General features: G+C 36.3%; 7 protein-coding genes and 1 pseudogene. 3 read left to right on the top strand and 5 right to left on the bottom strand.

What is annotated here, in order from left to right:
* Window positions 1–725: 725 nt before the first annotated feature.
* From QHG57_RS08560 to QHG57_RS08540, 5 genes are all read right to left on the bottom strand, one after another.
* A complete protein-coding gene (locus QHG57_RS08560) occupies window positions 726–2,090 on the bottom strand; it encodes an MFS transporter (RefSeq protein ID WP_330169101.1) in 1,365 nt (454 codons plus the stop codon).
* A 592-nt stretch (window positions 2,091–2,682) separates the two neighbouring features.
* Window positions 2,683–5,379, bottom strand: a complete 2,697-nt coding sequence (locus tag QHG57_RS08555) for a type III restriction-modification system endonuclease (RefSeq protein ID WP_330169100.1) — start codon at window positions 5,377–5,379, stop codon at window positions 2,683–2,685.
* Window positions 5,380–5,516: 137 nt separating this feature from the next.
* Window positions 5,517–5,660, bottom strand: a complete 144-nt coding sequence (locus tag QHG57_RS08550) for a hypothetical protein (protein WP_330169099.1) — start codon at window positions 5,658–5,660, stop codon at window positions 5,517–5,519.
* Window positions 5,661–5,671: 11 nt separating this feature from the next.
* Window positions 5,672–7,504, bottom strand: a complete 1,833-nt coding sequence (locus QHG57_RS08545; protein WP_330167944.1) for a site-specific DNA-methyltransferase — start codon at window positions 7,502–7,504, stop codon at window positions 5,672–5,674.
* Between the two features lie 877 nt (window positions 7,505–8,381).
* Entirely contained in the window at window positions 8,382–9,470 is a 1,089-nt protein-coding gene (locus tag QHG57_RS08540; RefSeq protein ID WP_330169098.1) for a DUF3792 domain-containing protein, read from the bottom strand.
* Window positions 9,471–9,947: 477 nt separating this feature from the next.
* Here QHG57_RS08540 and pyrF point away from each other — a divergent pair, with 477 nt between their 5' ends.
* From pyrF to QHG57_RS08525, 3 genes and pseudogenes are all read left to right on the top strand, one after another.
* The gene (gene pyrF, locus QHG57_RS08535) at window positions 9,948–10,793 is read left to right on the top strand and encodes an orotidine-5'-phosphate decarboxylase (protein ID WP_330168842.1); all 846 of its coding nucleotides are present in this window, start codon (window positions 9,948–9,950) and stop codon (window positions 10,791–10,793) included.
* Between the two features lie 543 nt (window positions 10,794–11,336).
* A pseudogene (gene hisS / locus QHG57_RS08530) lies at window positions 11,337–12,820 on the top strand (histidine--tRNA ligase).
* Between the two features lie 574 nt (window positions 12,821–13,394).
* The gene (locus tag QHG57_RS08525) at window positions 13,395–13,940 is read left to right on the top strand and encodes a replication protein (RefSeq protein WP_330167941.1); all 546 of its coding nucleotides are present in this window, start codon (window positions 13,395–13,397) and stop codon (window positions 13,938–13,940) included.
* Window positions 13,941–14,118: the final 178 nt, after the last annotated feature.

Here is a 14,118-nt window from a genome sequence, read left to right as displayed (position 1 = left end):
GGATACTGGTTGTTCACGATAGAGTGCAAAAAATAGCGCTCAACCTAGATTGGTCTCAAAAATTTTCTGATGGCTCTCAAATTAACTTAAGAGAAATATCAATTAGATTGATGTGTGAGACTCGTGCTCCATAAAAGCACAAAGCAGATTACCAAGGACTTTAAACCCTTTATTGAAGTCCACATTGTTTGTATCTAGGCATTTCTTAACTATGAGAGCTTAACTATCATCGCGGCTCTTATGAGGAGAAGATGGTGTATAAAAATAAGTCATCAAAATTATTTAACAATTAGTACTTTGCTAATATTGGAGACAGTATCCCAATTGTGGCAAAAAAAAATTTGTTGTTATGAAATATTTTTTGCGAGGAGGATAAGTGATTATATGGTTTTATAATATCAAAAAGTTGCGGGGGCTTTTGAGAATAGAATTCCATACTTCATACTTCATACAAGAGTGCGCAATGAGTTTATCATTTATATAAAAGTTGTGTAAGAAAAATATAAGATCATGTAAAAAATCTCTTTTTTATTGTTTTAAAAGTAAGTAGTTCTGTTCAACGTATCGGTGTGAAAGTGCATGTGATATTTTCCAGAGTGCGGTGTTTAGTAAAGATAGTTAGATAGATTGGCAGTCCCATATTCTATGTTGGGTCAGGGGAGGGCTGTTATCGTACTTATGGGCATAGTCTGCATTATTTTATGAGAGCGTTCAAAAAAGCCATCTTATAAATCGAAGCTGTTCTCTTTATGCGATAAGGAGAGTGCAAGGAAAAACAGTAAAAATGCACACAGAGAGAATATGAAGAATACGATATATGTTTGGTTTAAGGACAGATATTCTTCTGTCAGAGAATGGATCAAAAAGCCAGCGAATATACCCCCCAAGGCTCCACCTATTTGCTGTAATATGCGTGTGATAACGGCCGTATCTTTGACGTATAAACTGTTGACATATTGGATGGGGGCAGAAAGGCAGACAATGGTGGTGATGCCAAGTCCTATGCCTCTTAGCAAAAATCCTAGCCCATCCATGCTTATATTATAACCGAAGCATAATAGTCCAAAGCTTGATATCACCAAACCAATTCCTATCATGAAAAAGGGAGATTTTTCTTTCCATTTCTGGTAAATAAATTTCCTTCCGATCCATGCACCTACCCCTTGCAGAGCTAGGACTGTGCCGATGATGAGAAGGCTATTTTCATGGGCTTGTTCCATGGCAACGGCTAGTGGGAAATAAACGAGGAAGCTATAAAAAAGAAATGAAGCAACAAGCCCCATGATCATGAGCAATGTGTAGCGCGCATTTTGAAATCCACTAAAGACTATTAATTTGTTTTTTGCTTTCTGATTAGAAACAATGAACACTATGAGAGATAACACCGCTATAAGTGCGAGGATATATACGGAGTTGTTGTTCTCTATATTTCTTGCTTCTGTGAGATAGAAAAACGAAATAAGCGATATGGAAAACGCTAAAAATGCAAATAAGTTAAATTTTGTTTTTGCTGTTTCGGTGTTCTTTAAATGTTTAGCTCCAATGGTGAGCCCCAATAAAATGAGCGGAATATTGATAAAAAATAACAAACGCCAAGACACATACTGAGCAAGCGAGGCGCCCACCAGCGGACCAAAGGCAGGAGCGAAAACCGTTGGTACGGCTATGGTGCCCATGGCTTGGCGCACCCGTTCTTGTCCGAATTGTAATGCAATGATGGTTTGGCTAAGGGGCAGCAAAAGACCGGTCCCGAAACCTTGAACGATACGGGCAGATATAATGGTTGGAAAATCATAGCTTAATCCTACCCCCAGTGATCCAAGCATAAAAATGAAGCTTGCAAGAAACCAAGTTCTTTTGATACCTATTCTCCCTTGAACAAAAGCGGCCATAAGTAGCCCTGGTACGGTGGCCAGAAAATAGGATGTTACAACCCATTGTATATTATTTTCCTCTACTGAAAGATAAAAAGCAAGGTCAGGAAGGATGACATTAACAATGCTTCCGTCCAGCAAGGGGAGTATGCTGGAAATAATGACGGTATATATGACACACCTTTCTGATTTGGTATAGGAATCTACCTTTTGCATTATTATGCCCCCTGCTGAATTCTTTAAAATATTTGTTCCGATTCATAAATCATAGGCTTTGAGAATGAACACCTGTTTGTGATGGCTTTAATATGAGGATGAATGTGATTGGAAGTGCTGATGGTCCCCAAATGCTTCTCTTGTGTACAAACCCCTTTTCCTCCAAAATGAAGCCATTAGTTAAGCTAATTTTGATGACTTTATCGAGGAATCTGTTTGCTGTCAATTCACTTTGCATGCGAGAAAAAGCAGAACTTAAACGAGACGTGTATGCCTGCTCCATTTGCATTTATTATTTAACATGAAAAATGTTAAAATCTTTATAAATCAACGTATTGACTTAAAAAATCCAATGTTTGTTTATATATCATTTTTTATGATTAAATGATTGTTTGAGTGTCAAATGTTTTCAATAGTTTATAATTTTCTTTTCTTAAATGTGCAGACCTTTTTGGAAAATGTTCGACAATCTCTTAATCGTTTAATAAAAATTAAAATCGGTTATAAGGAAGAGCTTGTAAATTATAGAGTAGGGAAAAGTTGCATTTTATAAATAACAGCGGAGGGCTATTTCCATAGCCCAAACATTTTTTCAAGTTGTTATGGTATCTTTTTGAAGGGCTTGATCGATAAAAGTTTCATAATTATCAGAAACAATATATTGGGTATTTTCTCCTAGAGCTTTGAAATGTTCGCGACCGCAATGGATTTTTGCTTTTTCCAGATCGCGCAACATGTCTTCAAAAATACTGCCTTTGCTTTCCACAACAAAATACAATTTTTCTTGTCCATCTTGCTCGAATAATACAGCCCAATCGGGGGTATATGATCCAAGAGGTGTATCAATTTTAAACCATTCAGGCAGTTTCGCATAAACTTTAATCTCATCGTTTTTTTCAAACGATTGTGCAAAACTGAACTCAATATCTGAATCATAAATAACATGATCATAAGTTGATTTATCAGTTTTTGTCATATTTTTGTTCAAATAGCCAATGAGTTCTTCACGTTCAAAAAGCTCTTGTGCATAAAAATATTCATCACCAATTTTTTGGTATTTGATACCATCAACTATAAAACGTTGCATTTCACGCTTGATAAGCTTTTTTACCTGGTCAATGAATTTTTGAGGATTATTCTTAAAATCATTCAGTCGTCCGCTCTCAAGTAATATGCTTAGAATGGACCGCCTTTTTAAATTTGTTTCATTTTGAAGATAGCTTAAAATATCTGGAATTTGATAATCGCGCACATCATATATATGCGTGCTTTTCTGATTTTTAGTTACACTGATACCACCTTTGCTCATTTCAGTTTTTGCGCGTGTGTAATTGAACTTTGTTTTGCCGACAATGAGATTATCCCGAAGGCTTTTGGCACACCTTTTAATGAGTTTGTTGGAATTAAATTCTACTCTGTAGACGGTTTTATATTTAATACGATCCCATAATTCTTTGAATTCAGGACGATCAAAAACAGCTTTGTTTAAGCGTACCGTGCGCTTATCTTCGTTGTTTTTAATATTAAGTCCACCTGCAATTTTTTTAAGAATAGCAGCAATTGCCTCTCTTTGCGCTTCAAACTGTTTGGGAAGCGTAATATTATCTTCTTTCAGAGCTTTTTTGAGTTGGTTTGTTATTTTACTGTGTTGATCAATATATTGCTTTTCTAAGAGAGTATTCCAAACGGTTTCAGAGGCTTGTGCACCGAGAAATGCTTGTTCTCCATTTTCTTTCTCAATGACGATATTTGCAAAGCTATGCTTTTCAATAATGCCAAAACGTAGACCTTCTTCTTTTTCTATTTCTTTTTGCAGACCATCGACAAAAGTTTCGTAGGATTCATTTGCCATAACGGTTAGTGTGTTAACCTCAAAACCGTAGACACGCTCTCCATCCTGATTAACAGCAATACGAAGTCCACGCCCAATTTCTTGACGTTTTTTTATGGCAGATTTGGTTTCATTGAGTGTACAAATCTGGAAGACGTTAGGATTATCCCAGCCTTCTTTGAGAGCGGAGTGAGAGAAAATAAACTTTAACTTGGAATCAAAGCTAAGAAGTTTTTCCTTATCCTTCATGATAAGGCTATAAGTGTTTTCATCAGCTTTTGTAAAACCGTTGGTATCTTTAAATCCATTCTTATCACCAGAAAAATAGCCATTATGAACCTGTGTGGGGAGACTATCGATATCCATTTCAGAAAAAAGCGTGTGGTATTTGGGCTTTTTAATTGCTTTTGCATATTCTTCTTCAAAAATAATAGCGTATTTTCCTTTTTGTCCTAGTGCTGTGTAATCCCGATAATTCGCTACTTTATCAATGAAAAAGAGACTAAGAACCTTAATTCCCATTGGGGTGAGTTTTAGCTCTTTATCTAGATGTTCTTCTATCGTTTTGCGGATTTGTAGCCTCTTGTACTCATCCTCATTTACATCACCAATCACATGGTTTAGACGAATGATATCTGGCTTACTGGTGAAGTCGATATATTCATTACCTTCTTCACAATAAATATCATTGACAACGTAACCATCATAAAGAGAGCGTCCCCCTGAAAGCCTAAACAAATCATCTCCTTGTTTTACCCATTTTTCAGTGCGTTTTATCGTGTTTTTTTTCTGAATATCCAATTCAATCTTGGCGCGGTGTCCCTTCTTATTATCAACAGACAGAAGTTTGATATACGCTTTGTTATGCCCATCCTTTACTTCAATAGAGGCGACTTCAATCTGCTTTACAAGCTTTTGTTCATAAGCATCAATAGAATCTAGTTTATACAGCATGTTGTGTTTATCAACATGTGTTGCTGAGTATCTGAATATGCAGAGCGGATTAAGAGATTTGATTGCCTCTCCTGATTTGGCGGTTGTGTCTACACTTTGCGGTTCATCAATAATCACGATTGGTTGAGTGGATTTTATAAAGTCAATTGGTATGCCTTGCATTTTGTCATTCCAGCGATGGATGATATTTGCACTGGTTTCTTTTGAAGGATCTGTAAAACTTTTGCGGAAGGCATCAATATTGATCACCATAATTTGGATATAATCATTGTGTGCAAAACTGCGAACTTGCTCTAATCGATTGGAAGTATAAATAAAGTAGTCAAAAGGGATGTTCTCATATTGCTCTTTAAAATGTACGGTTGTCATTTCGAGAGTTTTAAAGACTCCTTCTTTAATTGCAATGCTGGGAACAACAATAATGAATTTTGAAAAACCATAGTGTTTATTCATTTCAAAAATAGAGCGTAGATATACGTAGGTTTTTCCCGTTCCGGTTTCCATTTCAATGGCAAAGTCAAGGCTTTGTAATTCTTTTGTTTGCTTTAAACCATTAAGGAGCTGAATATTTTGAACGTTTTTTAATATTTCTTCGGACGAAAGACGTAAGCGGTTACCACAACCTATATCGTCTTGCTGTGTTATAAGTGTGCTTCCAATTCATTTTTGGTTAATGAGGGCATGGAAAACAAGGCTTTATCAAGTTCTTGACCTTTAAAAACTCCTACAACAGCTTCCCAAGCGCGACGTTGATGATGTTGATTGGGGTCAAATTTAATTTTCATTGTGGTCTTCTCTACAAGCTTTTAATATCAGTAATGCCATAACGTTTTAGACACATGAGAGCGTTGGTTTTAACATTGTCATCCTTAAAGCTATTATCTTTGAAAACAACACGTGTGGTTTCGGATTGTAGTTTTTCTTTAAGCGAACCAATGCCATTAATGACATTGATGTCAATATCGTCATCTAAGCAGACTATTAAAGTGCCAAGTCCAATGCTATAGATAGTTTTTTCTGCAATGATATGTGTTTTAATGGAAACAGAGAGATCAAGTCCGTATTTGAGAAGAATTTCATAAAGAAGGTCTTCATTGGAACGGTCCCGTTTGAGATGATCAACAGCGTTGAGAAGATCTTTATCAAGTGTATCAAAATCGGCTTCCCAGCGCTTGATATTCGAACTATCAAGCTTGAAAACCTTAAAACCCAAATCCAGACTATCATTGCCCTTGAAATCCAGTTTTTGGCATTGTTCTTCTTTGATTTTTTTCCCAGCGCGGCGAAGGCGCTCTTTGGCTATTTCCGCAATGTTTTTATAGCCAGCTTTAAAAGCTTCCGATTTTGTGTCTGTAAGCTCGGGTAGTTGTACAGAAATGCAACGGCGTTTGCCGCCATCTTCGGCATTCAACTGCATGACCGCATGGGCTGTCGTGCCAGACCCTGAAAAAAAGTCAAGGATGAGGTGATCATTGGTTGCTATGGTTAGAAAATGTTTTATTAATGAAAGCGGTTTAGGAAAATCAAAGTAGCGGGCGTTGAACAAGTTCTCTAACGCCACTCCTGCTTCTTGATTAGTGCCAAATTCGATAGAAAGAAAATCATTGGCTATTTGTCCTTGGCTTTCATGGAGATAAATTTTTCCATAGGGCAGTTCAGTTTTCCCTGTTGCCCAATATATGGCTTGTCTGGAAGAGAGGTTCTGAAAATCTTTTTCATTTATCATCCAAGGCCCTTCTAAAACAGTTCCAGAAGGTGTGGTTATTTTATAAAAATGTCGTCCTCTTGTTTTATCTAACAAAATAGATCGTCTATAGACTCCATGGTTGTCTTTATATCGATATTCTTTTTTTGCTCTCTCTGTTAAGCGCATTTTATTTAATTTTAAGGACTTTAATTCTTTAGAATAAAGGATGATATATTCTTTAACTCGTGCAATATTTCCAATATTGGCTTGGTTGTCGGTTTTTCTCCAAGTAAATTGCGCAATAAAATTTTCTTCACCAAAGATCTCATTACAAAGTTTTTTAAGATTATCTTGTTCATTATCATCAATGGAAATAAAAATAACACCATCGTCACGAAGCAAGTTGCGTGCAAGTTTGAGGCGTGGGTACATCATATTCAGCCAATTGGTATGGTAGCGACCTGCACTGCTGGAATTTGTTCCTATTTTTTTGCCTTCGCCATCCAATTGTCCTGTCATTTCAAGATAATTTTGCACGCCATCTTTAAAGTCATCTTTATAAACAAAGTCATTACCGGTATTATAGGGAGGATCGATATAAATCATTTTGACTTGGCGATGATATGATTTTTGCAAAAGTTTCAAAACTTCAAGATTGTCACCTTCAATGAATAGATTTTGTGTTGTGTCCCAATCCACACTTTCTTGTTTACAAGGGCGGAGTGTTCCTGTACTTGACGTTTGTGCTAGACGACCTGCTGCACGTTTCCCATGCCATGTGAAATTATAATGGTCTTCGTCCTTAACCAAGTAATTTCCTAAAAGCTCTTGTAGTTGGTCAAATTTAATTTTTCCTTCTGAAAATACTTCAGGGAACAGTTGTTTCATCTGTTTAATGTTTTGTTCCACGATATTCATGCTTTTGCCGTCTAGCTTTTTCATATTGCTCACGTACTTTTTATTGCTTTTTAAGGTTGTGCTGGATGCTTTGTGGTTTTTTGCATATTCTTTTATAAAACAATTTGCTTTTATATTTATTAAAAATGCATTCCTATTTTATTTTTTCGTATAATTAGCCAATGAAGTTTTTGCTCTAATGTCGCAATTTGTAAAAGACTATTTTGATATCTCTATAAAAATATTTATAAACAAAATTTTAATGATGCATGATTAAAGAATTTTCTTGTCTTTTGTTTAAAGCATGAGAGTTAACCCATTGTTTATCCATAGATTTTGATTTATTGTTTATTTAATACATTTAATCTAGAATGCAAATTGTGTTCGTATACTCAAACTAAAGTACTGGTATTGAAGTGGTGAGAGTATCGCTTTGTTAAGAATAGATAATTTGGTAGGCTGGTATTTCCGTTATATCAGAGAAGTTTCAACTTATTCTCTTATATTGTGCGTGGATGAAATGTTAATCGCATAATGCTCCCTCTTACATGAGAGGCAAGATTGATATGCTTTCCATATTGAGAAAAGTTGTTGATCGTAGCGGAATATTTTTCTGCGAAATTCGTTTGGCTTAAATGGAAAAAATAGAGCAATAGTCGAATATTCATTATGCTGTAATGTGTATATATAATCAATGGAGTTAATACTTCATTTAAGAAGTTTTTTAAAGAAAAAACATAAAAAAATAGCTTTTTTGCAAAAATTTCTTTTATTTTCAAGCTTGTTTCTCACGATTATAAAAGCTTCACGTGGATTTCGAAAATTCTGGTTGTGTTGAAAAGCATGAAAAATCAAGAAAATTTTGCAAAAAAGCTGCATGTCTGGTGCAGCTTTTTATGTGTTTGCTTTAGAGGTAGAAGTTTTAAAGCATGAAAGTATCCTTACGGCTTCTGTAACCATAATAGCCAAAAACACTGGAAATAATGGCGCCTACCAGACTACCTAAAAAGCCCCACCATCCTATATTGGAGGCTGTTTTTGTGGCTTTAGTTGCAGTGTTTTTGGCGCTCTTAATAGTATCCTCAAGATTGTCCGAGAGTGTTTCTGCCCGTTCTTCAAGCGCTTTTATGGCTTTTTCGGTTTTTTCCTCTGCGCTTTGATAGAGTTGAACGGCACGGTTGGCTGCTGTTTGTGCATCCGCACGGGTCATACCATCGGTCATAAGGGCCTTGATAATATCACTTCGATCAAATTTTGCCGAGAGATCTTCTACACGATCAGACAGGCGCTCACCAAGATTTTTTAAAGTGGTGCGATAGTGAGAAGGATCATTTTTGAAAGCTGTGATTGCAGAACCAATATCGTTGAGTGCTGCTTGATAGGTTTGTTTTAAGCGATTAGGGTTGAGAGCAGGAATGTCGCTTTTATTGAGAAGAGTGCGCAATTCATTCCCAAGTTGGTCAAAATTGATGTCATTGTCACTGTTTTTTTCAAAAAACTTTTTAACACTTTCGCTATTTAATTTTGCAAGTATAGGGGAAATATTGGTTTTGAGGCTGTCTACGGTTTGCTGGACCATGGAGCTGTTTTCTAGAGCCGTTTTAGCTCCTATCTTTGCTGTACTAGAAACCACGTGGATGGCTTGGAGGGTCATCAGTAATGTTATGAGAGCCCAAGTGAGAAGTCCATGAAGCGTCCCTGAGGTTTCAGCAAAACGTCCAGCGACAAAGCCTCCCAAGGCTAGGCTAATCAGTGTAACGATAACAGAACCTACGCCAAAGGAGAGGAAAGAGCCTTCAAATGGGGTTGAAGAGGTGAAATCCATTTGGCTTAAACCTAAAGCTGCTACCAGAAAGGAGAGGCAGATTGAGGTGGCAAGGGCTGTCACCAGTCCTGCAAAGATTGCGGACCATGAAATGGGGGTGTGAAAGAATGGATACTTTTCGTCTAGAGATGTTCCTTCTAGAAAATTCGTATCGAATGGTGTGTCTTCAGGAATGCGAGTTTCCATGTTTTATCTCCTTGAATATGCTGGAGATACAATGTCTTTTTGCCAATTATGTTCCAAATGGTTAAAGAGTCGCTAAAAAGAGATAGGAAAGATCTAAAATTAAGATCGAGATCATCATGATGGGGCATTTTCTTTTAAAACTTTTGTTTAAAGCGCGTTCATAGAGAGTTTTTGTTGATCATAAAAAAGGGTGTGGAAACGACAAGGTACGCTATAGGGCTTTATGAGGTTATTATAATATGGACGCTTTTTTGTTTATATTCTTTCATAAATTTGAATTTTTATCTCATGATTACGTCTTGGTCGATAAACATGTGATAAGCGTTACGAATGGGAATATATTTATGTGTCATAAATAAAAGCACACTTTGTATAGAGAGCTCTTTCTTTGTGTTTTCGCTATTGTATTCTTTTGACAAATGCTTTTCTTTTTGATTGTATCAAAAAGTTTAAAGAGAGACCGTGTTAGGATATAAAATGTTTTGTTCAGCTTTTTTTAAAAATAGTGAAAAATATGGACCGCTTTGTGTTGGTTTTGATCCGAGTCATAAAGTTTTGCAATCATGGAATTTAAGCTGTGATTATAAAGGTCTAAAAGATTTTTGCGATATCCTCTTAACAGCGGTTGTTGGTAAAGTAGGGATGATAAAGCCTCAAGCCGCATTTTTTGAGTTATATGGGGTGGAAGGGCTGCAAGCTCTCAAAGAACTCATTGAAAATGCACAGAAACAAGGTTTGTTGGTTCTCGTTGATACGAAAAGAGGGGATATTGGCTCTACCGCTGAGGCTTACGGTAAAGCTTGGCTTGGTTCAAGCAGTGCATTTAAAGCAGATGCCATAACAGTCAATCCTTTTTTAGGATTTGATGCTCTCATTCCTTTAATAAAGATTGCAGAAGAAACAAAAACAGCTGTTTTTATGGTTGTTCAATCTTCCAATCCAGAGGGGAGGCAAATTCGAAATGCGCGCATTGGTGATCAAACTGTTTCTGTTCATTTGGCACAGCGTATTTTTGAATATAATAGTCAATCTTCAAGTCAATATCACCATGTTGGTCCTATCGGAGCAGTGATTGGAGCAACATTGGGCAATGAAGCAAAAGATACAATCGAACAGTTAGAAAATAACTTATTTCTTGTTCCTGGCATTGGGGCTCAAGGGGGAACGATAACACAATTAACTCAGCAGTTTCCTCAAAGGCTATGGCAGAATATTATTCCTTCCATTTCAAGATCTATTACAGAGGTTGGTCGAAATAGTGTTGATTTAAAAAATGTTATTCATGATTTTGCCGAGCAATCTAAAAATACGCTTTTATCTTAAAGTTTTTTGCTAATTTATCCAAGATAAAAAAGCTCTTATAAAGAAGGGGGGGCTTATAAAATTTTAAGTCAGATACGGATTTCAAGAAGTTATTTTGCTGTCTCTCTAAAATCAAGAGTTGTTTTTGATCTTCTCAAAAAGTGTTCATATATTTCTTATTTTCTGTTGGGATTGGGAGGATTAAATACGGAAAGAAAATGTTTGGAGAGAAATGCAGAAATCTTGAGAATATATGAAAAATTCCTTTAAGGAGGACGAGATAAGGGAAGAAAATGCAAAAAATACCCGAACAGTGCTAAAAGATGAGGCATAAGAGGACTTGGAGAGTGTATTCGTTTGGGGGACGTTTTAGTTTAAGGGCTATAACTCATCTTACAGGATAAACTCTTTTAGAATATTGCTTTATAAGGATATTGCTTTTGTAAAATAAAGGCTTCTAACATGTTATTAAAAGTTTCTAGGTTGGATAAAGTCATTGCAGCGTTGGTTTCTATAAGATAGACACACGTTATCTGTGAATACATATTGTTGTTAGAGAAAAACATGTCATTGAAACAAGAAAAAACCAAAGCACGTTTACCCCGTGGTTTTGTTGATCGTACAAGTGCGCAGTTGTATGCTGCTGAAACCATGATTGCGCAAATTCGTGAAGTTTATGAACTTTACGGTTTCGAAGCACTGGAAACACCGATTTTTGAATATACGGATGTGTTGGGTAAGTTTTTACCCGATGAAGATCGTCCAAATGCGGGAGTTTTTTCGCTACAAGATGATGATGAGCAATGGATGTCTTTGCGCTATGATCTAACGGCTCCTCTTGCTCGTTATTTTTCTGAAAATTTTGAAACGTTACCAAAACCGTATCGCAGTTATCGGTTGGGGTTTGTTTTTCGTAATGAAAAGCCTGGACCAGGGCGATTTCGGCAATTTATGCAGTTTGATGCGGATATTGTTGGAACACCAACTGTTGCCGCTGATGCTGAAATCTGTATGATGGCAGCGGATAGTTTGGAAAAATTAGGCATTCAGCAGCATGATTATGTCATTCGCTTGAATAACCGAAAAATTCTGGAAAGTGTTTTAGAGTTGATTGGTTTAGGGGAAGGGGAGCAGATTGAAAGGCGCTTAACTGTTCTTCGAGCAATGGATAAACTGGATAAATTTGGTCCTGAAGGCGTGCGTTTGCTTCTAGGCAAGGGACGTTTGGATGAAAGTGGTGATTTTACAAAAGGGGCCGAGCTTAAGGATAAAGAGATTGAGTGTATTCTTTCCTTACTGACTGTAAACGCAAAACGGCAGAAGAAACCCTTGATGCTTTCAGACAAGTTGTTGGTCAGAGTGTTCAGGGGCTTGAAGGTGTTCGCGAGCTTGAGGAAATGCACGCAATCTTTGTCGCTAATGGTTATCACAATCGCATTAAAATTGATCCTTCGGTAGTCCGTGGATTGGAATATTATACGGGGCCTGTTTTTGAGGCAGCATTGCTTTTTGATGTTTTCAATGATGATGGGCAAAAAGTTGTTTTTGGCTCTGTTGGTGGTGGTGGGCGCTATGATGGATTGGTTGCACGTTTTCGTGGGGAACGTATTCCGGCAACGGGTTTTTCAATAGGGGTTTCACGTTTGATTGCTGCTTTGCAAAACTTAGGAAAATTGCCCGTAAAAAATACTCTTGGACCCGTTGTGGTGTTGATGATGGATAAAGAACCAGAAGCTGTTGCACGCTATCAAAAAATGGTGATGCAATTGCGAAATGCAGGAATTAGTGCGGAACTCTATTTAGGGGCATCAGGAATTAAAGCGCAGATGAAATATGCAGATCGGCGCAAAGCTCCTTGTGTGGTTATCCAAGGTTCACAAGAACGTGAGAGTGGAAAAATACAGATTAAAGATTTGATTGAAGGCGCGCGTTTGTCTCATGAAATTAAGGATAATCAAACATGGCGTGAAAGCCGCCCCGCGCAAGTGATGATTGATGAAGAGCAATTGGTTCAAACAGTACAGGATATTTTAGCTGCCCAAAAATGATAATGGTAAAAGCTTTGTGAAAGCGATTGTTGGAAAAAACTTGAATATTTCCTCTTCAATTTTCAGAATTTGTATTTTACTTGTTTAGATATTGTTAACATCGCGTTATTTTTTTAAGTTCCTGCGGCATAAAAGCAATTTTTTAAAGATAAAAATGCTTCGTCTTCATTATAAAATGAATGCTTTTGAGAGAACGAGGTAAGCACCTTCGTGAAGTAAAATACTGGACACTGAAGCATTTGAGGTCCTTGACGCAATCCTTTTTAGAAAAATTGATGGCTAATAGTTTATAGAAATATTGATCATTCATACGGATTTAATTTTTGAATTCTTATTTGCTGGTATCATATTTTCTGTTGTTTTATTATCGACAGTCATCAATTTCACATCCGTGAGAGATGAAAGAGATCCCAATAGTTTTATTTGAGAAGTTTTTAGTTTCAAAAACAACAAATAACTTAAATCAGACAATTTTTAAGGGGAAAATATGAGGGGTCATTATAAGAGATTATAATGACATCCATTTGAAATTATTTATTTATTATAACAAATCGATTTTTACGGAGAAATGAAAATGGCTCAATATGATTTTACAGTGTTATATGAAAGAAATCCCTTTATTTTGAAAAAACCTGAAGATATTGGAAAATCATTTAAACTTCCTCCTTCAAACTTCGGATTTGAAAATCTTCCGCAAATTACCTTTTCAGGCGCCTCATCGTGTCGGCGTATGATTTTTGGGCTATCATTTAGTGGTATGAAAGCATTTTTTGTGATGTTGTGGCAAGTAGGAAAAATGTCAGATGAAGATGATGTGGATTTATGGTTTGATCAGGTAACATTGGATCGTGATATTCTTGAGGAATTTTTGACTTGTGATCTTTCAATTCAAGAACCAGAATATCTTAATTTTGAAAGTTTTAAAGAAGGTATCAAAGAATTAGAAACAAATAAAATTGTAGCGAAGGGGACAAAAAAAGATTGTTATTTCATTAATCCAGATATTTTTGGTCTTCCGGAATGTGATGAAGATTTTGGGCTCGATGAAGAGGAAGAGATAGAAGAGGAAGAAATGAAAACACACTTTATGGTAGAATATCCAAATAAACGCTTTCTTTAACCGTTTCTCTCTTAGAAAAAAAAGCGTAGAATAAATGGCTATGAGAACAGCAATGAGTTTGTTTAGGGTATGTGAATTGGAATGTTTACAGGATCTGTTTTGGTTTAATATTCTTCATGAAAGGTTATTTGTGAAGAGCAGTTTTTATGCCATATTTGCTTATTTTTATGAGATATAA

The sequence above is a fragment of the Bartonella grahamii subsp. shimonis genome (assembly GCF_036327415.1).
Classification (GTDB): domain Bacteria; phylum Pseudomonadota; class Alphaproteobacteria; order Rhizobiales; family Rhizobiaceae; genus Bartonella; species Bartonella shimonis.
This window is presented reverse-complemented; position numbering and strand designations above follow the sequence as displayed.